The sequence below is a fragment of the Streptomyces albipurpureus genome, assembly GCF_023701525.1.
In the GTDB taxonomy this organism is placed as follows: domain Bacteria; phylum Actinomycetota; class Actinomycetes; order Streptomycetales; family Streptomycetaceae; genus Streptomyces; species Streptomyces albipurpureus.
Genome location: NZ_JAMQAW010000030.1, coordinates 1 through 23,163, shown reverse-complemented (window position 1 = coordinate 23,163; position 23,163 = coordinate 1). Strand labels below are relative to the sequence as shown.

29 protein-coding genes and 1 pseudogene are annotated in these 23,163 nt (G+C 66.1%); 18 read left to right on the top strand and 12 right to left on the bottom strand.

Features of this window, described 5'->3' with window-relative positions:
* The first annotated feature begins 240 nt into the window (after nucleotides 1-240).
* Nucleotides 241-597 (top strand): PRC-barrel domain-containing protein, encoded by a 357-nt coding sequence (locus NBG84_RS24175; protein WP_250921686.1) that lies wholly within the window; start codon nucleotides 241-243, stop codon nucleotides 595-597.
* A gap of 156 nt (nucleotides 598-753) precedes the next feature.
* On the opposite strand, the gene NBG84_RS24170 is transcribed toward NBG84_RS24175, so the two are convergent.
* Together NBG84_RS24170 and NBG84_RS24165 are read right to left on the bottom strand one after the other, a co-directional pair.
* Nucleotides 754-2,187 carry a DUF2252 domain-containing protein gene (locus NBG84_RS24170; protein ID WP_250921685.1) on the bottom strand — a complete coding sequence of 478 codons (1,434 nt, stop codon included), beginning with the start codon at nucleotides 2,185-2,187 and terminating at the stop codon, nucleotides 754-756.
* 148 nt (nucleotides 2,188-2,335) lie between these two features.
* On the bottom strand, nucleotides 2,336-2,827 hold the full coding sequence (locus NBG84_RS24165) for a carboxymuconolactone decarboxylase family protein (protein WP_250921684.1): 492 nt from the start codon (nucleotides 2,825-2,827) through the stop codon (nucleotides 2,336-2,338).
* Between the two features lie 46 nt (nucleotides 2,828-2,873).
* Between NBG84_RS24165 and pdxR the strand changes: the two genes are divergently transcribed.
* From pdxR to NBG84_RS24150, 3 genes are all read left to right on the top strand, one after another.
* Nucleotides 2,874-4,325 carry a MocR-like pyridoxine biosynthesis transcription factor PdxR gene (gene pdxR, locus NBG84_RS24160; protein ID WP_250921683.1) on the top strand — a complete coding sequence of 484 codons (1,452 nt, stop codon included), beginning with the start codon at nucleotides 2,874-2,876 and terminating at the stop codon, nucleotides 4,323-4,325.
* Nucleotides 4,326-4,799: 474 nt separating this feature from the next.
* Nucleotides 4,800-5,345 (top strand): SET domain-containing protein-lysine N-methyltransferase, encoded by a 546-nt coding sequence (locus tag NBG84_RS24155; RefSeq protein WP_250921682.1) that lies wholly within the window; start codon nucleotides 4,800-4,802, stop codon nucleotides 5,343-5,345.
* 741 nt (nucleotides 5,346-6,086) lie between these two features.
* Entirely contained in the window at nucleotides 6,087-6,326 is a 240-nt protein-coding gene (locus tag NBG84_RS24150; protein WP_250921681.1) for a DUF8108 domain-containing protein, read from the top strand.
* 374 nt (nucleotides 6,327-6,700) lie between these two features.
* Here the strand turns inward: NBG84_RS24150 and NBG84_RS24145 are convergent, their stop codons facing one another.
* The 7 genes from NBG84_RS24145 to NBG84_RS24115 form a co-directional block, all read right to left on the bottom strand.
* Nucleotides 6,701-7,705, bottom strand: a complete 1,005-nt coding sequence (locus tag NBG84_RS24145; RefSeq protein WP_250921680.1) for an HNH endonuclease — start codon at nucleotides 7,703-7,705, stop codon at nucleotides 6,701-6,703.
* Nucleotides 7,706-7,973: 268 nt separating this feature from the next.
* A complete protein-coding gene (locus NBG84_RS24140) occupies nucleotides 7,974-8,312 on the bottom strand; it encodes a hypothetical protein (protein WP_250921679.1) in 339 nt (112 codons plus the stop codon).
* 211 nt (nucleotides 8,313-8,523) lie between these two features.
* Nucleotides 8,524-9,888, bottom strand: a complete 1,365-nt coding sequence (locus NBG84_RS24135) for an IS4 family transposase (protein WP_308312107.1) — start codon at nucleotides 9,886-9,888, stop codon at nucleotides 8,524-8,526.
* A 357-nt stretch (nucleotides 9,889-10,245) separates the two neighbouring features.
* Entirely contained in the window at nucleotides 10,246-10,629 is a 384-nt protein-coding gene (locus NBG84_RS24130; protein ID WP_250921678.1) for a hypothetical protein, read from the bottom strand.
* Nucleotides 10,626-10,958, bottom strand: a complete 333-nt coding sequence (locus NBG84_RS24125) for a hypothetical protein (RefSeq protein ID WP_250921677.1) — start codon at nucleotides 10,956-10,958, stop codon at nucleotides 10,626-10,628. The genes NBG84_RS24130 and NBG84_RS24125 overlap by 4 nt, the downstream gene beginning before the upstream one ends.
* Nucleotides 10,952-11,377 carry an ATP-binding protein gene (locus NBG84_RS24120; protein ID WP_250921676.1) on the bottom strand — a complete coding sequence of 142 codons (426 nt, stop codon included), beginning with the start codon at nucleotides 11,375-11,377 and terminating at the stop codon, nucleotides 10,952-10,954. Before NBG84_RS24120 ends, NBG84_RS24125 begins: the two co-directional genes overlap by 7 nt.
* Before the next feature lie 46 nt (nucleotides 11,378-11,423).
* Nucleotides 11,424-11,831, bottom strand: a complete 408-nt coding sequence (locus NBG84_RS24115; RefSeq protein ID WP_250921826.1) for an NUDIX hydrolase — start codon at nucleotides 11,829-11,831, stop codon at nucleotides 11,424-11,426.
* Nucleotides 11,832-11,948: 117 nt separating this feature from the next.
* Here NBG84_RS24115 and NBG84_RS24110 point away from each other — a divergent pair, with 117 nt between their 5' ends.
* From NBG84_RS24110 to NBG84_RS41785, 3 genes and pseudogenes are all read left to right on the top strand, one after another.
* Entirely contained in the window at nucleotides 11,949-12,737 is a 789-nt protein-coding gene (locus tag NBG84_RS24110) for a GntR family transcriptional regulator (RefSeq protein ID WP_250921675.1), read from the top strand.
* Nucleotides 12,738-12,936: 199 nt separating this feature from the next.
* Nucleotides 12,937-13,284: an SCO3933 family regulatory protein gene (locus tag NBG84_RS24105; RefSeq protein ID WP_250921674.1), complete on the top strand. Its 348-nt coding sequence runs from the start codon at nucleotides 12,937-12,939 to the stop codon at nucleotides 13,282-13,284.
* A gap of 214 nt (nucleotides 13,285-13,498) precedes the next feature.
* Nucleotides 13,499-14,154, top strand: a pseudogene (locus tag NBG84_RS41785) (site-specific integrase); the annotation flags it as partial.
* Between the two features lie 282 nt (nucleotides 14,155-14,436).
* Here NBG84_RS41785 and NBG84_RS24090 read toward each other — a convergent pair.
* From NBG84_RS24090 to NBG84_RS24080, 3 genes are all read right to left on the bottom strand, one after another.
* A complete protein-coding gene (locus NBG84_RS24090; protein ID WP_250921673.1) occupies nucleotides 14,437-14,616 on the bottom strand; it encodes a hypothetical protein in 180 nt (59 codons plus the stop codon).
* 202 nt (nucleotides 14,617-14,818) lie between these two features.
* Nucleotides 14,819-15,457, bottom strand: coding sequence for a GNAT family N-acetyltransferase (locus tag NBG84_RS24085; protein WP_250921672.1), 639 nt, complete (start codon nucleotides 15,455-15,457; stop codon nucleotides 14,819-14,821).
* Entirely contained in the window at nucleotides 15,454-16,227 is a 774-nt protein-coding gene (locus tag NBG84_RS24080; protein ID WP_250921671.1) for a GntR family transcriptional regulator, read from the bottom strand. Before NBG84_RS24080 ends, NBG84_RS24085 begins: the two co-directional genes overlap by 4 nt.
* A gap of 838 nt (nucleotides 16,228-17,065) precedes the next feature.
* Here NBG84_RS24080 and NBG84_RS24075 point away from each other — a divergent pair.
* The 11 genes from NBG84_RS24075 to NBG84_RS24025 form a co-directional block, all read left to right on the top strand.
* Nucleotides 17,066-17,335 carry a DUF6284 family protein gene (locus tag NBG84_RS24075; protein WP_250921670.1) on the top strand — a complete coding sequence of 90 codons (270 nt, stop codon included), beginning with the start codon at nucleotides 17,066-17,068 and terminating at the stop codon, nucleotides 17,333-17,335.
* Entirely contained in the window at nucleotides 17,332-17,481 is a 150-nt protein-coding gene (locus NBG84_RS24070) for a hypothetical protein (RefSeq protein ID WP_250921669.1), read from the top strand. The genes NBG84_RS24075 and NBG84_RS24070 overlap by 4 nt, the downstream gene beginning before the upstream one ends.
* Nucleotides 17,478-18,347 (top strand): DUF2637 domain-containing protein, encoded by an 870-nt coding sequence (locus NBG84_RS24065; RefSeq protein ID WP_250921668.1) that lies wholly within the window; start codon nucleotides 17,478-17,480, stop codon nucleotides 18,345-18,347. The genes NBG84_RS24070 and NBG84_RS24065 overlap by 4 nt, the downstream gene beginning before the upstream one ends.
* A 63-nt stretch (nucleotides 18,348-18,410) precedes the next feature.
* The gene (locus NBG84_RS24060) at nucleotides 18,411-18,716 is read left to right on the top strand and encodes an RRQRL motif-containing zinc-binding protein (protein WP_250921667.1); all 306 of its coding nucleotides are present in this window, start codon (nucleotides 18,411-18,413) and stop codon (nucleotides 18,714-18,716) included.
* A 16-nt stretch (nucleotides 18,717-18,732) separates the two neighbouring features.
* Entirely contained in the window at nucleotides 18,733-19,113 is a 381-nt protein-coding gene (locus NBG84_RS24055) for a DUF6251 family protein (RefSeq protein ID WP_250921666.1), read from the top strand.
* Nucleotides 19,114-19,125: 12 nt separating this feature from the next.
* Nucleotides 19,126-19,317, top strand: coding sequence for a hypothetical protein (locus NBG84_RS24050; protein WP_250921665.1), 192 nt, complete (start codon nucleotides 19,126-19,128; stop codon nucleotides 19,315-19,317).
* Between the two features lie 73 nt (nucleotides 19,318-19,390).
* Nucleotides 19,391-19,552, top strand: coding sequence for a hypothetical protein (locus tag NBG84_RS24045; protein WP_250921664.1), 162 nt, complete (start codon nucleotides 19,391-19,393; stop codon nucleotides 19,550-19,552).
* A complete protein-coding gene (locus tag NBG84_RS24040; protein WP_250921663.1) occupies nucleotides 19,549-19,749 on the top strand; it encodes a DUF6257 family protein in 201 nt (66 codons plus the stop codon). Before NBG84_RS24045 ends, NBG84_RS24040 begins: the two co-directional genes overlap by 4 nt.
* A gap of 89 nt (nucleotides 19,750-19,838) precedes the next feature.
* Entirely contained in the window at nucleotides 19,839-21,956 is a 2,118-nt protein-coding gene (locus NBG84_RS24035) for a zonular occludens toxin domain-containing protein (RefSeq protein ID WP_250921662.1), read from the top strand.
* 195 nt (nucleotides 21,957-22,151) lie between these two features.
* Nucleotides 22,152-22,460, top strand: coding sequence for a hypothetical protein (locus tag NBG84_RS24030; protein ID WP_250921661.1), 309 nt, complete (start codon nucleotides 22,152-22,154; stop codon nucleotides 22,458-22,460).
* A 95-nt stretch (nucleotides 22,461-22,555) separates the two neighbouring features.
* Nucleotides 22,556-23,163: bifunctional DNA primase/polymerase (locus NBG84_RS24025; protein ID WP_250921660.1), on the top strand; the 608-nt coding region annotated here is incomplete at its 3' end.

Here is a 23,163-nt window from a genome sequence, read left to right as displayed (position 1 = left end):
CTCGCCGGCTGTTGCCGCCCGCGGGCGGTTGTGAGCGTCCGCAGGACGTTCCTGGGCTGGTGGGAGTGGGCTGTCAGGCGCACGCTGGAAGTGGGTCCGGAGCAGCAGACGCTCTGAACGGGGCCGGACTGGCACGTGCCTCGCCGGACCAGCCGCGCGCAGGCATTCGCCGGACCGGGACCACCAGCTACGTACGCCGGACCCGGACCACCAGCTACGTACAGTCGAAGGGACCTCAAGATGATCCACATGGCCGATATCCGTGACTGGCGCAACCACGATGTGGTCGATGCGGGCGGTCACAAGATTGGGATGCTGGAAGCGATCTACGTGAACACCAGTTCGGATCAACCCGCGATGGCCACGGTCCAGGTCGGACTCCCTGGCCGCCGTCGGCTGGTCTTCGTTCCGCTCGACGACGCGACGGTCGGGCCGGACTATGTGAAGGTCGCCCAAGACAGGTCGCTGGTCAAGAGGTGCCCCTCGATCGGTCCGGATGACGTACTGCCTGCCGGGGATGAACCGGCCGTGTTTGAGCACTACGGAATCGCCTACCAGCCCGGGGCGAACGGTGAGCGGCAGCTGGCCCGTCGATGAACGCCTTGCTTGTTGTCTGACCGCTTGACCGCTTGGCTGACCGCTTGGCCGCTTGAAGTCTGCTGGCTGCCTGTGACCGCTGTGCCTGTGACCACTGGCAGTCACGCTTGCCGGTGCCTACTGGTCCGCCGGTGCCTACTGGTCTGCTGCCGGGGATCAGGCCGCGGTGGCCTTGACCCGGCCCGTTTGCGTCGCTGTGACCAAGGCGGCGTGGTCGTGTTCGTTCTGGTCGGCGTAGCTCTCCGCGAACTCGCTCAGCGCGATATCGAAGGTATTGCCGCTGCCCAGATAACTGGCGATGGCGATGCGATCCCCCGACCGCGCATGAGCCCGGGCCAGTGTCTGTCCGCAGAGCTCGCCGAAGACCTGCATTCCCTTGGGGACCATGACCTGCGGCACCAGAATGCCCTTCCAGTCATGCAACTGGCGTACATAGAAATCCCGTTGACGCCCATCGAGCCCCTTGACCCGGTCCCAACCGAGGAACATATCGCCAACGGCCTGCATAAGTCGCTGACCGGTGACCACGCGCTGCCCCTGGTTGTCGAAAAGGCTCTTCCCGACGTATGCGGCCAGCACCGAATGGTCAGCCTCCTTGGCCTGGAGGATCAACGGGTCCTCATCGTCCTTGCCGAGGAGCAGCAGAATCCAACAACGAGTGCCCACACTGCCCACGCCGACGACCTTGCGGGCAATGTCGACCACCCGGTACTGGCTCAGCAGATGCCTGCGTTCCGCGGAAATGCTCTGGGCGTATCGGTCGACGAGTTCATGGAGCTCCCTGATGAGCCCGTCCCGTTCGGCACCCTGGAGTAGATCATCGATCGGCACGATCAAGGGCGGGTCCGCGACGAAGCGGCGTTCCCCGCCTTGGAGTTCGGTGAGCTTCTCGAATGCCTGAACGCTGTCACGGGTGCGTGCCTTGGCCATGGCCTTGCGCACTCGGCCACGGCCTCTTGTGCTGAGCCGCTGATTCGCCACTGCCTTGAGCTGCTCCATATCTCCACGGGCGTACCAGACTTCGAGGTTCCCCATCTCGGCGAAAGCGCGCATCCGGGCGCGATAGGCGCCCACAGTCGACCGGACGATGCCAGCCCGCACCTTTGCCGAATAGCCGTTCTCCCGCCCGGCGATCACCAGACTGGTGGCAAGCCGCTTGACATCCCATTCCCATGGGCCCGGCAGGGTCTCGTCGAAGTCATTGATGTCGAATACCAACTGCCGCTCCGGCGAGCCGAGCAGTCTGAAGTTCATCAGATGAGCATCGCCACACAGCTGAGCGCTGATGCCGGTGTCAGGGGTCGATGCCAGGTCGCCAGCCATGATCGCGGCGGCACCCCGATAGAAGCGGAACGGGGACTCGATCATCCGCCCGTAGCGGATGGGGATCAGCTCCTGCACCCGTGCGGCCGACTGCTCTTCGATCACGTCCACCGGGTCGACGCGTTCCGGCGCGGGCCCAAAGTCGGCGTGGCTGGATCGCGGCACCTTTTTGCGGGCCGCCCTACCCCGTTCCGCCCGCTCCCGGGGTGAGCGCCATGGCGCCTTCTGCGGTGCGCCTCCAGCGGAGAGCCCGTTTCCCTTGGCCATGAAGCGCACCTTCCGGTCCGAGAGCACGAACCGGGCAGAGCGACCGCTCGACGCACCCGGTTGCCCCACCCATTATCCGGCCGTCTCCGTGTCCCGCACCTTGACGCCAGTCACCGCTGACGGTCGGCACCCGTGGGGGCTACGGCCATCAGCCGGATGCCCGCTCATCGGTACCGGGCACCTTGGCGGTGGTGACGGCGATGCGGTTCCAGGTGTTGATGGTGAAGACCAGGGCCATCAGCCGGGCGAGCTCCCCCTCGTCATAGTGGGCGGCGGCCCCCGCGTAGATGTCGTCAGGGACGCCGCCCTGTCCGATCAGTGTGACGGCTTCGGTGAGGGCGAGGGCCGCGCGCTCCCGTTCCGTGAAGAAGTGCGGTGCGTCCTTCCAGACGGCGACCATGTGCAGCCGTGCTTCGTCCTCGCCGGCCTTGCGAGCGTCCGATGTGTGGATGTGCAGGCAGTAGGCGCAGCCATTGAGCTGGGAGGCACGGATCTGGACAAGCTCAACGAGAGCGGGGTCAAGGCCCTCCCGGGCAGCTGCGTCAAATCCCAGCAAGGCCCTGAAAGCCTTCGGGGCCGCTTTGGCGAAGTTGATGCGGGGGGTCTCCGCGAGCGTGGTGGGTGCGCTGTCAATCGTCATAGCCAGGAATCTACGACTCGATAGACCCCTAGTAGAGTGCAATTCTATGTCGGAATCTTGGGTCAATTCCCCTTGGGTCGATTCTGCGCAACGCATCGGTGCCGACCTCCATCTCCGACTGACGGAGCCCGGTAGCCGTCAGTCCGCGCTCACCCGTGCCCTTCGGGAGGCGGTCAGAGAAGGAAGGCTGGCTCCAGGGACCCGGCTGCCGCCCTACCGCTCGCTCGCCGCCGACCTCGGCATCGCGCGCAACACCGTGGCCTGCGCCTATGCGGAGCTGGTCGCCGAGGGCTGGCTCACCGCACGCCAGGGCTCGGGTACCCGGGTGGCCGAGCGCGCCGCGCCCCCGAAGCCCGTACGCGTACCGAAGAGAGCACCCGCCCCTGCTCGCGGTCCCGCCCATGACCTACGCCCGGGGCAGCCGGACGCCTCCTCCTTCCCCCGTACCGCCTGGCTCGCTGCCTCCCGCCGCGCTCTCAACGCCGCACCCCATGAAGCCTTCGGGCCCGGCGACCCCCAGGGGCGCATCGAACTGCGCACCGCCCTCGCCGAGTATCTGGCCAGAGCCCGAGGAGTGCGCACCAACCCCGACCGGATCGTGATCTGCTCCGGTTTCGCCCATGCGCTCCAGTTGCTCTTCGGCACCGACGGCCCGGGCCGTGGAGTACTGCGCGGGCCGTTGGCCGTTGAGTCATACGGTCTGGGCTTCCACCGCACCCTGCTTCAGCGGGCAGGGGTGCGTACGATCCCGCTGGAAATCGATGAAAAGGGCGCTGATGTACGGGAGGCGTTCTCCCACCCCAGGCTGAGGGCGGCGTTGCTCACCCCGGCCCATCAGTTCCCCACCGGAGGCCCACTGCACCCCAGCCGACGCACCGCGGCGATCGACTGGGCCCGTGAGCGTGGCGGGCTACTCCTGGAAGACGACTACGACGGCGAATTCCGCTACGACCGTGAACCCGTCGGTGCGGTCCAGGGATTGGACCCGGAACGCGTGCTCTATCTCGGCTCGGTGAGCAAGAGCCTCTCGCCGGCGCTCCGCCTGGGTTGGATGATCCTCCCCGAACACCTCATCGCCGCCGCCCTGGACATCAAGGGCGAACGCGAAGCCTGGGCGAGCGCACTGGACCAGCTGACCCTGGCCGAGTTCATCGCCTCCGGGCAGTACGACCGCCATATCCGCCGTATGCGCCAGCACTACCGCCGTCGCCGCGACCAACTCCGCACCACCCTCGCCGAACACGCCCCCCACATCCAGATCACCGGAATCGCGGCAGGCCTGCACGCCGTACTACGTCTGCCCGCGGGCACCGAACCGACCACCCTCAAAGCAGCCTCCTGGCAGGGCCTCGCCCTCGAAGGCCTCAACGCCTTCCGCCACCCCGAAGCCAGCACACCGGCACCGGACGGGCTGGTCGTGGGTTACGCCACCCCACCCGACCACGCGTACGGCGCGGCACTGGAAACCCTGTGCCGAACCCTGCCCCCACCGCGATGACCGGCGAGGTCTGGCTACACGCGGCCGAGTCGCGGTGGCGCAGGCCAGCGGGGCTCAACCGATGTACTCGCAGATCGCACACTTCACCCGTGGCCCGCCCCGAGCGGTGGTCGGTGACTTGACGATGAAGTGCAGTACGAAGGACCGCTGGATGATCGCCCCGGACGGACCGGCTGATCGGTGAGTTGACGCGGACAACGCTGTTGGACCCGCCCGGTGCGCCGACCACGGCAACGCGTTCGGCTGCTCAGCCACCCGCTCCTGGGCAGCACATCAGCCCCGTTGTCCCTGGTCAGGGGGCGACGGATCGGCTGGTGGACCTAGATCGGGTTTCGATCAGACTGGTATGCCTCTGGCGCACGGCGGACCTGTGGGGTTGTGTAGGGCGGGTCCGCATTCTGATCTCGCCCGGTGGCTCGACCTGCGGTTGAGACCTGTGGGCTACACGGGCGATGACCGAAGAAGGGCTCATAGATGAGTGCTCAGAAGTCCGCCCAACCATCGAAGATGGTCGCGTCGCCGGCTGCGGACTGGGGTGTTGAGCTGCGGGAATCGGGCGGCAAGGGTGCCGGTGTGTTCGCCGCGCGGTCCTTTCGGGCAGGCGAACTCGTCCTGGCCGGTGTCATCGGGGCGGAGCTCGATCGCAACGATGCCCACGCCTCTCAGATCGCCTTGGACCGCTTTGTCCGCCACGACGGTCTGATGCCGAGGGTGAACCACTCCTGCGATCCGACCTGCGGAGTCAGACTGAACGAAGCAGGAGCTCACGACCTGTTCGCCCGACTACTCATCTCGTCCGGCCAAGAGATCACCTTCGACTATGCGATGCGCAACTACAGGGTCGAGCACTTCCCCGACAGCTGCCAATGCGGAACGGACCTCTGCCGCGGCAGCATCACCGGCTGGAAGGACCTCCCCGCTGACCGCCGAGACGCCTATCAAGGCTCCATCGCCCCCTACCTCCTCACCGAGCACGCCGACCTGTTCCAGGAAACCCCGGCCCAGAGGCCTGGCCTATGACGGTGGTACGGCCGGAGTCCGAGAGTCCCGGCGGCGAAACTCCGCGGGGCGACGTAGTGAAGGAGGCGGCGTACCAGGTCTGTCATCGATGTGATCGTGAGCCCTGGCCCATCGTGCGGTCGTGATCCGTCACTCTGAACGGCCCTCGTACCGAAGGTGAAGCCCTGCGGCCGGTGCCACCCCGGCCGGTGCTGTGACAGCACCGGCCGGGATCGGCAACGCGGTCGCGGGAGAGTCCTCGTCCCGGAGCCCATGGCTTCGGAGGCACGGCATGCGCGGTGTGGCGGCTCCCGCTTCCCACGACGCGAGGCGCCTGCCCGTGCCGTCGGACGCGCGGCTCACGGCACACGGTCGATTACGGGGTGAGCCGGCTCGGTCACGAGGAGCGGCGGCAGGCGCGGGGGTGGCCAGCGCTTCTCGTCGACTGGGCCCTTCAACATGAGATACGAGATTCGCACTCGTGAGGGGTTGCCCCCAACACGCTTTCCAACTGTGGTGGTGGGGTGGAGGGTGTTGTCCGGGGGCGTTCACCTGCGTTCATGGGCGGCCGGTTGTGAGGTCGGCTTTCGGCTGCGGTCTCATCTGAACGGCCGTGAACGGCGCTGAATGAGAAGGGAACTGAGACGGACGGCGACTGCCCCGACCGGGTGAAATTTACCCGTTCGACCGCGGTGACGCCTTGGGGACTCCTATGGTGCGTCTCGCTCTTGCATCCTCAGCTCACCAAGGAGTCGATACAGCATGGCGACACCGCCGGGTCAGCAGCCTTCCCAGCCGTACGGGCAGCCTCCGACAATCATCATCAACAACAGCAGCAGTTCCTCTGCGGCATCGTCTGCTGGGTTCGTTGGCGGTGCGGGTGTGAGGCGTCGTCATCAGTCGCTGTGGGTCCACTTCTGGCTGTTCATGTTCACGGCAGGCATCGGCAACATCCTCTACGGAATGCACGTGAGCCGCTGGAACCGGGATCGAGGACTCTGACCGGCCAGTCGCGTGACGCTTCTGGCTGAACACATCCCCGAGATGTGCCTTCGCTCTGCCTCCGCACCTGGCCAGTAGGAGTGGCCAGGTGCGAACTTGAACAGCCATCAGCTTGGGAATCAGCAGTCCGGAGGAGCACGACCGATTGTTGACCTGTGTGAGTACTCTCCCTCGACGCGTTAGGGACAGTACTTGGTTGACCGCTGCTGACCGGTGTCCGCTGGCCATTCTGGCCCGACCATGGGACGGAGACCTCTTCTTCCCGAGGCAACTTGGGGAAGTGATCGACCTGAGGCTCTGGACCCTGTGAGCTGCTGCTATCGTCCTTCGATATACGCGGGCGTCCGTCGGCGTCCGACTCCGTTGTCACGCAGTTAGACACTCACCTGGCACGATCCGTGTTTGGCTGGGGCATGGTTCGTGGCGTCGGATTGCTGGGGGATCACGTTCGGCGCCGCTGCCTCGCGGTGCATGGTCCAGTGCTTGGTGAGCCACTTGACGTGTTCTTCGGTGACGTTGACGGCCAGTGTCGCGTTGTGCAGCTTTGCGTAGTCGGGGAATGACTTGAGTTCGTCGAGCAGGTGCAGGGCTTTGGCCTTCGGATTAACAGCGATCAAGCCGAGATCGAAGAGCCTGTGCAGGTCGCGGCGCAATAGTAGTCCGCCACCTTTGTGATGTTTGCCGTTAGCGGCGTAGCTGTACAGGTGGGCTGCTTCCAGTGCCTGAACGGGCGCGGGGCCGGTGAATGCGCACACCTCGCCGAAGATCGCCAACAGTTGCTTGCGGAAAGCCGGTTGTCCCTTTCGGACCCGGATGGTCGCGGTGCCGTGACCACCCTGGATGGCCTGGTGCGCGGTGTCGATGATGTTCAGCGGTAGTGGAACGGCTCCATGCTCAAGGGCTTGCTGGAACTGGCTCCAGTGCAGTTCGCGCAGGCTGTTCTGAGACCGTGGCTTCAGGCACAAGGCCCGAAGTTCGGGTGCGGTCAGGGTGCCCCGGGCCGGAATCCAGCCTGCTTCGTGCCGGCTGCGATAGGTGACGACGGACTTCGTCTTCCAGCCGGCTGTGTCGGACTCATGCTTGCAGTCGCTGTTCCAGCACACAAAGCGGGGAAGCTTCTTCTTTCGCTCAGCCATGTCCGCCTTGTCGCACTTGAGGCAATACGGGGTCCTCTTGGTGGCCTTGCCCAGCATGATGTCCTCGATCACGGACAGACCCAGCAGTTCGGCAGCGTCCCACAACGCGATAACGTCGCCAACCTTCACGGTGGAGTGGTTGGGCACTGTGTCGTCCCAGCTGTAATGGGTCTCAGGGTTGTCGTCATACCCTTCCCCGATTCGCTTGCTCGCGTCCTTCGCCAACATCAGCCAAGCTGCCATGCTTTTCCTTATGCCATGCCAACAGGGGCACCTCGAACCATTCGTGGGCGCGCCGGCTTAGCAGAGATCAACGCTAGCGGCTGCCACTGACACTCCGGCCCAGACTTGAACCGGGGACTCGTCGGCACTTGCCTTCAAAGGTTCAGGCTGAGCGGGAAGGGTGCCAAGGCGAACCCAAGGGCCCTCCGTGGCACATCCCTACCCGGTTGCGAATGGAGTGGGCACCTGCGCCTTCTGATCCGTAGCTCTGCGGTACCACACTGCTGTACTACTTGGTCTCCTCTGCGAGTCTGGGGAACCGCGTCTCGATAGGAAGATCAGCCAACATGCCGATCTTCTGTCCTGCGAAGATCATCACAGACAGGTTCGCTGCTTCCCCCAACACGGTGTCCGCCTGCAAGACAAAGATGAAGGCGTCTTCGGAGGTCGGGAGTGTCCTGGGAAGGGTTACAAGCCCGTGCTCCGCCAACGCCTTGGTGATCTCCGCGTTGAGCTCCGAACTGAGCCGCATCCTCGTAGGCGCCGCGTACTTCTTGATGAATCGCATCGATACGCGCTTGACGCCGTGATCCACTTCTACGGCGTGAGCCAGCACTGTGAAGTCCATGACTGGACCCTATCGAGTAGATAAGAGAATTATCAAGAGAGTTGAGGTCGGTGGAGCGGCTTTGGGTGGGAGCTGCCATGGGGCGAGAGATCGGGGCCCGTAAGCTTCCAGCGAATCGGGCGGTCTGTGGACCTGCCCGCTATGGCACGATGTGGGCCCCGATCTTCGAGGCTCGCCCCATGGTGGCTGCCTAAAGCCCAAGACCGGGAAGTTAGGGTCTGGCGGTTCTGGTCAGGAGTGTGACGGTGGTGGTTACGGTGGTTTTGTGTCCGACGCTGCCTCTGGTCTTGTTGTAGGCGTAGGGCGACAGGGTGCGTTTGACGCAGCGTGGGCTGGTGCGCGAGCGGCGTCGTGGGGCGGCGAGGTTTCGGGTGTGGGTCAGGATGGCGGCCATGCGGGCTGGTCCGGACGCGTCGGCTCTGATCACGGTGTGGCGGGCGGTTCGCAGGGCGATGGTGAAGGACAGTCTGTCTGGGTCGATGCCGGCGGTGGTCGCTGCGTGGGTGATGGCCATGCGGGTGACCTGGAAGACGGTCAGCAGTGCGTAGAGCTCTTGCTCGACACCGTCGACGGTGTGTGAACGCAGGACACGGTCGGCGCCGCGCAGGGTCACTTTCAGCCCGTAGTAGGCGGTCTCGATCTCCCAGCGCTGGTGGTAGAGGGTGGCGAGCTCGCAGGCTGGGTGCTTGTTCGGGTCAAGCAGGGTGGTGACCAGGCGCACGGTGCTGGTGCGGCGGGTGCCGCCGGAATCGGTGACGGTGACTTCGTAGCTGATCACGCGCATGGTGATCGCGGTCAGCCGGGGAGGCAGCGGGGTTATGCGGCCACGGTGCAACCACTTGGCCAGCCGGTCGCCGGAGCGGCGGTCTGCGATAAGGGTCAGGTAGGTGCCGTCCGGCAGCGGGTGGATGACCGGCAGCAGACGCCCGGCCTGCACCCGCCAGAGCAGGTCGGCGCCGGTGTCGGCGGCATCCCGGATCGCTTCGAAGCCGTCGTAACCACGATCTGCCAGCAGGAGCATTCCCGGCTTCAGTGCGGGCAGCAGGTCGTGGGCCTGCGGGAGTTCTTTGTGCCGCAGCGGTCCGAAGACGGCATCGATCACCGCGCGGGTACCGCATTCGACCAGGGCTGTCAGCCGCACCTGGGGATAGCCGGCCGGGCGGGTGGTGCGGACGCCATGCCTGGTGAAATGGGCGATGTTGGCCCCGCTGTCGGCCACCTCCAGACAGGTCCCGTCCCAGGCCACCAGCCGCAGCCCCCGCCAGAACACTCCCATCGTGTCTGCTGTGCCCAGCGGTCCGCGGAGCCGGTCGAAGAGCAGGGCCAGCGGTGCTGTCCCCAGTCGGCGTCGAGCCTGCCGCAACGCCGCCGTCGACGGATCGGGCACCAACGTCCCCGGCAGTCCGGCCGTCAAAGCCGCCCACACTCCGCGGTATCCGCAGTCGGTGAACAACGCCATGGCCAGCACGAAATACACCACTACACGGGCCGGCAGCAGCCGCACCCGCCGTTCCTTCCGGCCCGCAGCATGGACGACCTCGTCCACCAGCGACGGCGGAACCCACCGAGTCAACACCCCTAAATGACCGGGCTTCCACACCCACGACCGGCCCCCCACCACGCTGGCGGTGGCACACTGAACAGACAACGGAGCCCCCTCGAACCGTGACCTCGACACTCACAGTCCGCGCCGGGCTCCGTTCCCACGTCAAGCCGCCGAACCAACCCCGAACAGCCCTAACTTCCAGGTCTTGGCCTAAAGCCGCAGAGCCGACTGCCCCAGCCACATCGGGGTTCACCACCCATCCACCCGCTCTCGGCGCGGCCGGCGGGGCCGGAGCGGGGCGGAGACAGGAGCGGCGGGCCCGGCCGGAGCCGGGCCGCGTGCGGGGAGCGGAGCGAGGCGCCTTGAAACCGTAGAGAAAGTTGTTACTCACTGAGTCCATGGTGGTTCGGTGTACTGGTCTGCGCAGGCTGGGAGGTTGCCAGCCACTCGGTGGGCCAGGTGCAGGAAGTGCACTGGTCTGGCGGTCCATTGGATCGTGGTGGTGGCCTGGGTGACGGTGAAGGCTACCGGTTGGCCTGAGTTGAGGGTCAAGACGGTGTTGAGGTACTCCAGCGTGAGCCAGTCGAGTACCTGTTGGAACGGCTCTGGGTCCAGTGCCGGGACGATGGTGCGTACTGCGGTTCTGATCCAGCGGACTGCCTGCACTGCACTGTCGGTGTTGAGTGAGCCGACCGGTACGGGTGTCATGTTGCTAGTGGTGTGGGTCTGGCATTCGCACCAGTAGCCGGGGGTGACGAGTCGCGCGGTCATCGGGTTGTTCCTGTGGGGCGGGCGGAGAGTACGTACCGTGTGGTGTCGTCGTGGAGGGTGAGGGTGTACATCTCGCCTTCGGCCAAGAATGTTCGGGCGCGCTCATGTTCGGCGTCATTGGTGAGCCAGTGGCGGCCAGGGGCGGCGTAGTGGGGATCGAGCTGGTCGGTGACATCGCGGACCCGGCAGGTGAACCACCGCAAGGCCAACCGTGGGCTGCGGGCCATATAGGAGCCGAGCCAACAGGTGTTGCCACCGGTCGTGGGTTGGGCGGTGGCCTCGCACCAATAGGTGGGGCGGCTTGGTAAGGCGGATACGGGCGTCACCATGGGTGGCCCTCCGGCTGCTGTGTCCGTAGTTCCGCGGTGACGGTGTGGCCGTGGCCGGTGCTGTGGATGGCGACCCGGTCGGCGAGCGTGGTGACCATGTCGAGCCCTCGGCCGCTGACCGCCATGTCATCGGCGCACGTCACCTTCGGGACGGTGCTACTGCTCCCCGCGTCGGCGACCGATACGAGGACTGCGTGCTCGGCGAGCGCGAGTGTGATGTGGAAGGCGCCGTTCTTCTCGCCGCTGGCCGTGTGCCGGATTGCGTTGGCGCTCAGCTCCGTGACGATCACTGCGACGTCTTCCGTGCTCGGGTGGCCGTTGAGGATGTCGCGGGTCCAGCGCCTGGCCCGGCTGACCTCCTCTCGGAATCCTGGACAAGTGAGGCCCCAGACTCGGATTTCACTCATATACTCGTGCATACAAGTTCCTTTATGCTGGTGGGCGGCTATGGACCGATGGTTTGTACTAGATGAGTCGCACGCCGTCGTGGGCTCGAACAGCAGGCGGGGTCATGGTGTCGAGTGCGTCTTGGACTCGGATCGCATACGCCTCGTCGGCCAGCTCGGCCGCCTCGTCGCGAGTGACCCAACGCAAAGCCTTGGTCTCGTCACCAGTGGTCGGCTGGCCCTCGATCGCACGGCAGCGGAAGACGAGCGAGACGATCAGGCCCGTCATGTTCTTGTAGATGCCGGTCAGGGTCGCGGGAAGCTCGATCTTGATGCCGGTCTCTTCCAGCACCTCCCGCTGAAGCGCCTCGGGCAGGGTCTCCCCGGCTTCGACCACTCCGCCGGGCGGCTCCCAGTGCCCGTTGTCGCGTCGCTTGATCAGCAGGGCGCGACCGTGGTCGTCCACGATCACCCCGGCGACGCTCACGGAGTGGGGGCGTTCGGCAGCAGTCACGTTCGGCGTTCCTCGTCCCGGCGGGCTGGCTAGGCTGCTCACCGTAGCAACAGCACTCAGCCTCTTGTCTAGATATCCAAAGGAGTGCACATGTCCGCTCTTGCGTCCGGCCTGCTCGGCTCACTGGACCCGACCAGTGACCGCGCCGTCTTCCGGCAGATCGCCGATCAGCTGCGGGAAGCCATCGACAAGGGGCGATTCGCCGAGGGGGCCAAGCTGCCCTCGGAGTCCGAGTTGGTCGAGCATTTCAGCGTCTCCCGGATGACGGTCCGCAACGCGCTTTCCATCCTCCAGAGTGAGGGCCTGGTCTCGTCCGAACACGGCAAGGGCGTCTTCGTCCGGCCTCGGCCGCCGGTTCGCCGTCTCGCCTCGGACCGATTCGCCCGCCGTCACCGGGAGCAGGGGAAGTCCGCCTTCATCGTGGAGGCCGATGCGGCCGGCAGCCATCCGGAGGTGGACAACCTGGAAGTGAAAGAGGAACGCCCGACCCCCGATATCTCCGCTCGGCTGGGAGCTCCCCGCAAGGTCCTGGCTCGGCGGCGGCGCTATCTGCTCGATGGACGGCCGGTGGAGTTCGCTGTCTCGTATCTGCCGCTCGACCTCGCCCGCGACACTCCGATCGCCCAACCCAACCCGGGGCCTGGCGGCATCTACGCCCGACTGGAAGAACTCGGCCACACCCTCGACCACTTCGAGGAAGAGATCAAGGCCCGGATGCCCTCGCCGCAGGAGGTCAGGACGCTGCGGCTCGCCGCTGGTGTGCCTGTCTTCCATCTCATCCGTACCGCCTTCGACACCAAGGGACGGGCGGTGGAAGTCTGCGACACGGTCATGGCGGCGGACGCGTACGTACTGAACTACCAACTGCCCGCCACCTAACCGGCCTGCGCGCACGGGATGCTGACGGACCCTCGGGGAATCGATCGCGGCGAACTCGTACACACGAAAACGCCAACTCGTATAGACGAGTGGTCAAGAGGTATGGCACTCTGGGTCTCGTTCCTGCTGAACCCTGTATCCCGATGCATCTTGTCTAGACGACTAGATGCATTGAGGTGAACCTCTGAGGAGACATCCCGTGCGTTCCATCCGTGTTGACACCTCCACCGCGACGATCCTGCTGACCGAGATTCCTGAGCCCAAAGTCCGCGACCGGCAGACCGGTGAGATCGCCAAGGATGCCGAGACCGGTGAGGCGTTGATGAAGGTCGGCGTCGTCTACATCGACGAAGGCGAGTCCGCTCTGGTCCACGTCACCGTTCCCGAAAGCGGCATCACGCAGGGGCTGACCCTGGGCGGGCTCGTCTCGCTGCCCGGTCTGGTCGCCCGCCCGTGGGAGTCGGTGTTCAATGGCCAGGCACGGCACGGCATCGCCTACCGAGCCGCCGCGCTGACCGCCGGTGCGACGGTCGGTGCCGGTGTCTGAGATGCCCGGTCTGCTGACGCTCGCCCTCCTGGGCTGCCTCGTCGTCGCACTGGGCGGTGGGGCGGTCTGGGCCAAGGCATGGTACCCCGCCGTGTACTGGGTGGCCGTGGGTCTGCCGTTCTCAGTCGTCCGGGTCCTCATCTCGTACGGGTCGGTCATGGACTCCTGCGGCCTGGCGGTCGCTCCGTCCCGGCTGCGGGTCTTGGTCGTCACCGCGGCAACCCGGCGAGAGGTCCGGCCGGTGCCACCCCGGCGCGTCGGTGAGGCCGTACGGCGCGGCCACGTACCCACCAACTCGGCGGAGATCGCCAAAGCTCCTCGGCTCGAAGAGGAGGACATCGAGCCGTACACCATCGAAGAGGTTCAAAGCCTCCTGGTCGAAGCCTCGAAGCTCCGCAACAGTGCCCGATGGGTCGTCGCCCTGGCGATCGGCCTTCGCCAAGGGGAAGCGCTCGGCCTCCACTGGGAAGACGTGGATCTGGCCGCGGGCTATGTCCGTATCCGTAAGAACCGGCTCCGGCCGAAGTACCGCCATGGCTGCTCCTCTGAGCCGTGCGGACGGAAGGCTGGCTACTGCCCGCGTCGTGAGCAGACCCGGCGGGAACACAAGTCGACCAAGTCCCGTGCCGGGCGTCGTACGGTCGGCCTGCCCGATCCGCTGATCAAGCTCCTGCGTCACCACCAGGAGGAACAGGTGGCGGAGCGGTGGCGGCCGGCGGTGACTGGGAAGGCAAGGGTTACGTCTTCGCCTGGGAGCCCGGGGGAGCGGCCAGGATGCGCGCTCGGTACATGCATGTCACCGGGCCGATGCCGCGGAAGGTCGCGCAGCAGATCGGCGATGCGCTCTGGGAGCCGTCCAAGGGCAACTGAGACGGAAAGTGAGACGGAGAAACGTTGAAGGCTCCCACCTTGCGGTGGGAGCCTTCAACGTTAGTGCCCGGTGAGGCACTGGCGGAGGATACGAGATTCGAACTCGTGAGGGGTTGCCCCCAACACGCTTTCCAATTCTGCATGGCTCTGTTCGTACCAGTTCGTGCGCGTCCACCCGGCAGGTCACGGACGGCGATGCCGGGTGGATGAACGACCGCGTACGGCCGCGAACGAGACTATGGATGAGACTGCGCCGGTGGCCCTGGAGTGTCCGGGGAGGGTCTACCGCTTCTTGCGGATCTTGCGCTTCTTCGCCTTGGCTTCCTTCTCCTTGCGCTGTGCGACTCCGTAGGCCGACCAGGGGCCTTGGTGCTTCGCGCAACGCGAGGTGCCGACCACTGCGAGGTTCCGGCACGATGTGCCGGCTTTGGTGCGTGCGCCGCACCTGGACTGAGATGCCACTCCATACCCCCTGTCGAGAGGCCAGTAACTTCAGACCCGGGGAGGCTTCTACATGGGGCCTGCGCTGGGGGAGGCGTATACGCGACGCACGGAAGCACGGCTCTGGAAGGCACCGTAGAGACGGTCAGAAGGTGCAACCGTCACCCTCAGGGCGAGGGGCTGCCCGGGCCGCGTCGCGTCGGCTTTCAAGACCGCTCCACATTCAGGCGCGCTTAGGCGCCTGACCTGTGCCCGAGGCCCCCGAGTCCCTCCGGTCGGCCAGCTCTGGCCCACACATGGCCCATGAGCGCCGCACAGGAGCCAACGCATGATCCGTAAACGGCAGATCTGCCGGACAGGTCGGGCGCTGTGCCAGCCATCCGGAGACACGGGGGCCTCCATTGACCGCACCCCCCTCCCGGACGGTCCGAACATGCTCAAATCCCTGATTCAGGTAGTACCGCTGAAGTGCACCGTTGGTGCTCCAGGCATCGAGCCGGAGCCACATGGCGCCTAGACGGTGAGCCCGGTCGCCTGCCCAGTCAAGCAACTCTCCGCCGAGGTTCCGCCCAGAGTGGGTGCGGGCAACGGTCAACTTGTTCACGAACATCGATGGCGTCGCCAGCTCATCGGCTGTCCACAGCCCTTCCTCAGCTTCCTCGGTCAGAGTGATGGTGGCTGCCGTGATATCTCCGTCCCTCACCATGAAGACGGTCCCAGATTCGATCGTCTTCAAGAGTCGGTCCGCCGGGTACGGCCTGCTCCATTGGTCAGAGCCAAGCTCACTCAGCCACGCGGCGGCCTCCTCTCGGAAGCCAAGCAGGCAGGTGAGGTCGCCTGGAGTCGCGGTTTCTATGATCACGGTCGCTCGTCCCCATTTCGGTCGGGCAAGGTGCCGATCTCGTAGTTCATGCGGTTGAGGTCGCCCCGGAAAGTGGTGATCGTGCATCGGATCACCCGGTCGTCCGCATACCCCGTGCGTGTCCAAAGCAGCACAGGCACGCCCGCTCCCACATCGAGCAGGCGCGACTCATCTGGCGTCGGCATCCGGGTCGCGATCTCATCGAAGTAACCGGCCTGCTCGATCCCTGCCGCCGCCAGATACCGGGTCGTCCCCTCCGCAATGTCACCCGGCTCGGCAAGACGGGGAGCCTGCTTGGCGAGCCAATCCGGGTAGTACGTCGCCTGTGTGGACCACGGAACGTCATCCACAAAGCGATGGCAGAACCGCAGGACCGTGGTCGACCCGAGAGCCACCTTGAGACGGTCCGCAACGTACGCGGTGGCCGGCGTCATCTCGACACGGAACGTCTGGCTAGGCCGACGACCTGCGTTCGTGACGTCCGTGCTGTAGGCGTCGCCGTTCTGCGGGAAGGTCAGGTTCTCGAAGCGAGAGGCATTCAGTTCGAAGACCTCGTGCTTGCGCACCTCATAGCCAAGCCCTTGGCTAGAAGAGATCAAACCCTCACTGACCAGCGCATTCAGGCCTGAGCGGACGGTATTGCGGGACGCCTCGAATCGGGTCGAGAGTTCACTCTCGGACGGCAGGCGAGACCCCGGCGGATAGGCGCCATTGTCGATCTCGCGACGGAGGGCGTCAGCCACCTGTCGGTACTTCGGCTGCTTGTTCATGGCTCCATCATGGCCCACTCGCTCAACTTGTTGGTACATGCGGTCCCCAATCTCTTGACGACTCACTGCCTGTGGGTGCAACATCACTGCATCAGCTTGTACCAACAAGTTGAGCAAGAGGATTTATTCCTCTTAAGCCCTTCTTTGGGCTGTTCAACCGCATGACCGCAGAGCGCCCGGCGGGTCCCGTGAGGACGGGATTCCCCTGTGACCAGGGGTTTACCGCGCCCACCGGGGAGGATCTGGCTTTTCTTTGAGAACTGAACAGCGTGTGTGAACGAACGACGGGGTGGAAGTCCCTGTCCCTGTGGCGGCCGGGTAAGGGCCGTCGGCGGCGCACTTTGCTCGTGTGTCAGCTCTGGAGAACACCCGTGGGGATCATCCCTCCATCCCCGGAGGTCAGCCTCTCGTGTGCCACCTGATGCATGGCCGCCCTGCTGGCGTTAGAGCAGTGACGATGACGCACCCGATTTCGCGGACTCGGGACCAGCCGCCGTGGCAACGGCAGCCGGTGAACGTCCGGTCCCTCCTACCTGGGAGTTGTCGTGATCCGACGACATACAGGGGCGCTGCGGCGTTTGACCCGCGCTGCCGGCCACGCCCACCGCGTTGCTTGACCCGCCGCGTGATCCGTCTGGGAGCTCCCTGGACGGATCGCGCGGTTCGACCTTTCCGCAGCTCATGTTCTGCGGCGGTTGCCTCCCCTGCCCGTCCGGCGCTTTGCGCTGTACGGGCGGGGCTGAGGGGAGCCGGAGAGCCGCTCCAACGGCGCGATCCCGGTGCTGGAACACCGGGACCGCTTCGGGCCGTACCCACCTACTAGGGAGAACCACGACCCATGAACCACATTACTTTCCACGATGCCGCGATCGCGTTCGAGCCGTGGCTAGAGCCCACCCCGGCCGAGCTGGACGCGATCGAGCGGGAGACGCCGCTCACCACCGCGCGCATCGAGCTACTCGATGCGCAGATCAGCGTCCTTGATCGACCGGTCACCGAGCTGGATGAGCGGCGTATCCGTCGTGCTCGCCGCCGGGTGCTGGCCGCCCGCACCGCACTGACCAACCACGCCGCCACCGCCGTGAGCCCCACTGGGGGTGCGGCATGAAACTCCCCCGCCCGCTGGCCCGGTTGCTCGGTCTGCGCCCTGAGGCTCCTGCCCCTGCCCCGGACTCCACGCTTGATGACTGGTGGGGCGGGTCGTGGATGTGGGAGCCGGGAGACCTCGACGAGATCGAGGAGAGCGACCAGTGAACCGCCACGCCAAGACGTTGCTCGTGCTGGCCCTGGTCGCGGTCGTGGGCATGGCGTTTCGGGTGTCGTGGAACGCGCTGCGGGATGTCGCCACGGCGACGGGTGCCGACGCCACGGCAGCACTGTTGTATCCGTTCGTGGTCGATGGACTGATGGCACTGGCCCTGGTCGCCGCACTCGTACTCACCGGCCCGGATCGGGACTTCGCGCTGCGGGTACTTGCCGCCTACACGGTCGCGTCGCTGGTCCTCAACTACGTCCACGGCCTCCACGGCCCGACCGGCAGCGGGGTGGTCGACTGGAGTCGACTGGCCGGATGGGACCCCGCCCACTGGGCCCTGGTCCTACTCGCCACGTCCCTGCCGGTCGGGTCGATCTACTTCGGGTCGGACCTGGTCGCCAAGGTTCTGCACCACGAGCAGCGGTCAGACCCGACCGCAGACCGGAATGAATCAGTGGAAATCGATTGGGAGGATCGGTCGGGGTCTGAGCTGCAAGAGTCGACCCGGACCGCCGCCCCTACGGTGGCCGCGCTGCCCGTGGGCCAGTCGACTGAGCGGACCGCCCCAACCGAATCAGCCGACCCGGGCCTTGAACGGGTGGACCCGGTCGGGGTGGAGTCGACTCCCGCAGCACGGTCGACTGGCCCCGTCCCACAGTCGGCCCGATCGAGCCGCCCGAACCGCACCCCCGACGAACTGCTGAATGAAGCCCGATCGGCTACGGCTCACTGGTCCGACTCGGAGTTGACCGGGGAAGCAATCCGCCGGGCGGTCCGTACGTCGTCGGCGAACGGCCGGACCCTACGCGACGCACTGCGGGCAGAACGGGCAACCCGCGGTGAGTCTGGGGTGGTGGCCGCATGACCCCCGCCGAGTGCCACGACCCGACCGGCGCCCGCCACGGCATCCCCACCTTATCTCTGGCGCATGGCCCCCGAAGGGCTGGCGACACGTCGCCAACTCCGTGCCATGGGGCTCCGGCCCGGGGGCCAGGACATCGCGGCGCAGACCCTGCGTCCACGGCGCCGCCGGGGCCCGTTGACCGCCTACCTGTACCGCATCGACCGCGCGCTCCCCGTGCGTCCGATGACGGCCCGCCGCTGGGGCGCACTCGCTCTCGCGATGCTCGCCCGCCGCACCTGCCCCCAGTGTCAGCGCGATGCCGGATACGTCATCCCCCCCACGCTCGGCATGTGCGTGCCCTGCGACACCACCCACCAGCAAACACCCTGATCAAGGATGGTCACTGATGGAGTCCCTGCCCGAACCGGCCCGGGTGCGGCTGCCGGACGGTAGCCAGGTCTACGCCTACATCAACCCCACCGACCTCCCCACCACTCACCAGCAACCGCCGCAGATCGTTCACCAGCACATCCACCAAGCCCCACCCGACCGCACCGTGCAGCGCGTCGCGCTCGGCTCCGGAATCGGCGCCGGAGCAGTCGGAGCATCCGTCTACTTCGGTCCGCTGCTGGTCGCCGCCCTCACCTCCATGGCCATCTCGCTCGCCGTGACGGCCCTGATCATCATCGCGATCACCTGGGGCCTGGTCACCGTCGTGCGATCCGTGGGCGGTCCGGATGGCAAGGCCGCCGCCAAGAACATCACCCAAGCCCGCCGTCGTGGCTGACAGGAGTTGGACGTGGCGTTCAAGGGTGGTGACCGGGTGCTGATCGTCTCGTGTGAGGACGACCCCCGCGCCAAGGGACGGACGGGTCGGATTGTGGATGAGGTTCCGCCCGGTCCGCTGACGGCCGGTCGGTGGACCGTTCACCGGGTCGGCCCGCTGATCGGCACGGTCCTGTGCCACACACACGAACTACGGCGAGCCTGACGGTTGCCTGCCCTGCCCGTCTCGCACGGGCGGGGTTGGGGAGCCGGGACAGCCCCGGCGCCAGAAAGGCGCCATGACCAGCCACGAATACCGGGCACGCGCCGAACAACTGCTCACCCCTCTGCCCGGACGTCCGATGCCGTCGCTTGATGCCGTACGGCTCGCGGACGTGTACGCACGACTCGCCCTCTCCGCCTCCCTCGACGCCACCGCAGCGAAAGAGGCCCGTCGATGAACCGCGACGAACCGAAACTGACCACCGCCGAGAAGGCGCGGGTCGGATGGCTGATCGCCCGCATGGCCAAGCGCGGTATCGCCGACCCGGACCGACAGCGCGGCACGGTCGATCTCTCTGACCTTGAGCGTCGGGTGGATCGGGTCATCGACGGGGCCCGCAAGCGGCAGGAACAGACCGCGAAGAAAGCCCAGTAGCTCTGCCCGGGGTGACCGCCCGCTCTCGCCAAAGATGCGCGGTCACCCCGGCCCATCAGTCCCGAATCAGACCTCAGGAGGCTTCCAGCATGACGGACAACGCCAACGTCGTTCCTCTCTTCAAGACCCCACCTGACGCTCCGCCCATGCCGTCCAACCCGCCGGAATCCGTCCCGGCCCCGGTCGATGCGGCCGAGCGAGCGGGCAGGGTGCGGCGGTCGGTCCGGTCCGTTCGGCGGGTTGCCACCCATGACCGCACCCGCACCGCGGTTGCGTTGGTTGCCCGCCATGGTGCCTACACCATCGGTGGCACCCGGATCGTTGCCAGGCGTGCTTGGGACGGCCGTACGACTGCCCGGTATGAGCGGATGATGCGGGGCGCTGAGTTGGCTGGTCAGTACGAACAAGCCGCTGAGTGGGAGCAGCGGGCAGCAGTATTCAGGGCTGCCCGGCATCAGCGGCGTATGGACTTGCTGGCAGCCCCTCAGCGTGCGGCCAAAGCCGCCCTGTGGGGCACCGGGCTAGGTGTCGGTGGTCTGCTCGCTCTGGGTACGACCATGGCGATCGCTACTGAGGATGTATCGATGGTGATCGCTCCGACCATGGGCGTGATCGAGTTGGTTCACTGGGTCGCGGTGATCGTTTCCGTGGTGTGGGGCCCTTTGGTCGCGTTCGGCCCGTGGCTCGCTCTGGTCGCGTTGTGGGCGGTGGGTCGGTCGCGTGGGGCGGCTCCTGCCTGGTCCATGCCCCCAAGCGCCAGTGGCCAGGGGGATGTTGTCCCCGATGAGGGCGCGATCTTGGACGCGCTGCGGCATTTGGGTATCGGGCCGTTGAACAAGGCGGTCAAGGAGGGGTGGCAGCCTCGTTGGGTGTCCGGGACCGGCCGGTTGGGCAACGGATGGCACACCCAACTCCAACTCCCTCTGGGCGTCACAGTGGAGATGGTCAACGGCAAAAAGACGGTGCTGGCACACAATCTGTTGCGGAAGCCGGTGGAGGTCTGGCCCACCGAACCGCACGACCAGCCCGGTGTCTTGGACCTGTGGGTGGCTGATCAGGGGTCCCTGTCCGGGACAGTGCCGGACTGGCCGCTGCTGGTAGATGGTGAGGCCGACTACTTCAAGGGCGTGCCGCTGGGTGTGTCCCAGCGTGGTGAGCCGGTGTTCGGCAAGCTCATGGCCGCCAACTACATGGTCGGCGGGATCATGGGATCGGGTAAATCGTCCCTGGTCGTTGGTCTTCTCCTGGGTGCCATGCTCGATCGGCTGGTAGAGATCGAGGTCTACGTCATGGCCTACAACGTCGACTACGACGTCATGAAGCCGCGGCTACGGACCCTGGTCAAGGGCGACGAAGACGAACAGATCGAGGCCGCCCTGATCGCGCTGCGGGGACTGCGGGATGAGGTCACGCAGCGCGGGAAGCTCCTCGACTCGTTGGGCGGGGAAGAGGTCGCCCTCACCCGGAAGATCGCTGAACGGGATGTGCGGATGCGGCCCAAGGTGGTCGTCTTCGACGAGTGCCACGAACTCTTCATGCACAAGAAGCACGGCCCCGAAGCGGCTGAACTGGCGGTCAAGGTGATGAAGAAGGCTCGGAAGGTCGGCATCACGCTGATCTGGGTCACCGTCTCACCGACCGCTGACAGCATCCCGAAAGACGTCACCCGCAACACCTCCCACCGGGTGGCGTTCGCGGTCGGTGACCACGTCGCCAACGACGGCCTACTCGGCACCGGGAAGCACAAAGCGGGGATCACCGCCACCACCCTCAACCCCGCCGAGAACGTCGGTACTGCCCTCACCGTGGGGTTCACCAAGAACCCGTTCGAACTGGTCCGCGCCTACTACGTCCGCAAAGACTCCAAGACCGACCAGATCACCCCCGTGGTCACCCGCGCCCGCGCTCTGCGAGAAGGCATCACCGTGGCCCCGGTAGCGGACACCGGGCCGGTCGACCACCTAGCGAACATCGTCACCGTCCTCGGAGACAAGCCCACCATGCGGTCAACCGAAGTACTGGCCGCCCTCATCGCCACCTGGCCGGCCCTGTATGGCAAGTGGACGTTCGCCGACCTGACCGGCGCCCTGGCCGAGGTCGGGGCCGAGCCACGCAAGCTCGGCGGAATCATGACCGTCCGACTCTCCCGAGTCCTGGAAGGCATCGAAGAACGCGCCACCGGCACCGGCGAAAGTAACGCTTCGTAAGGGGAGGCGGTAGGGGAGGTGGGGAGTTCTCCCCTACCGCCTCCCCTAGCCCCCCTCCCCGCCCCTGATCAGCGCATACCCCGGATTGGGGAGGCAGGGGAGGCGCCCCAGACACATCCCGTGGGCCCCGGTTTTCGCACTCTTCCAGGCCTCAGCTTGCCTCCCTCCCCGTCACAACCAGTTAAGGAGACCTCAATGGTCGACACCGTCACCGTGACGTGGCAGGTACACGGAAAACCAGACGTCCGCGATCTCGGCAAGAGCATCATCACGCCCCAGACCGTGCGGCTCATCTACCGGCTCGACAGTCCCGGGCCCATCAACGGGATCTATCCCGTCCGTGCCGAAGTGACCGGCCCCGCCCGCAGCGCACAGACAAACAAGCCCTACAGCGACGGCATCCGCCACCTCACCGAGTTCTTCGACCGCGACCAACCACAGCACTGGCCCACCTGGCTGATCCAGCTCGGAGCCGAACACCGCCCCCAGCAGCACCACGCCTGACCCCCACACAACCGAGGACGGCCCCTCACTCACGCCAATGAACCGGGGCCGCCCTCGATCTCCCAGCCCACTACAGACCTCAGGAGGCCTCCAGCATGACCCATGACCGCACCACCGCGCTGCTGAACGCAGCGCTGAACGCCGCTGAACGTGACTGGCCGGTGTTCCCTCTACGCCCCGGAGACAAGCGCCCCGCCGGACACCCCGAACGCAACTGCCCCCGCATGGGCCGGTGCACCGACGGGCACCGCACCCCAGAGCAGCGCGCCACTCTCGACGCCACCAGCATCCGAGCTTGCTGGGAATCAGCCCCGTACAACGTCGGCGTTGCCACCGGCCCGGCCCACCTCGTGGTCGTGGACCTTGACATCCCCAAGGACGCTGCCGACACGGCACCGGCTGAATGGGCGGGGATGGCCGATGGTCTGGACGTGTTCGCCGCACTCTGCGAGCGCGCTGGCGAGCGTCTGCCGACCGAGACGTACACCGTGCGCACCCGCCGTGGCGGACAGCACCTGTACTTCACCGCGCCTGCTGAAAAGCGGCTACGTGGGAGCGCAGGACGTCTGGGGTGGAAGGTCGACACGCGAGCCTGGGGCGGGTACGTGGTCGCTGCCGGCAGCGCCGTGGGCACAGGGTGTTGGGCGACGCTGAAAATGCCGACGGAAGCGGCATTGAAGATGCCGATGAGTGAGGATGCGGA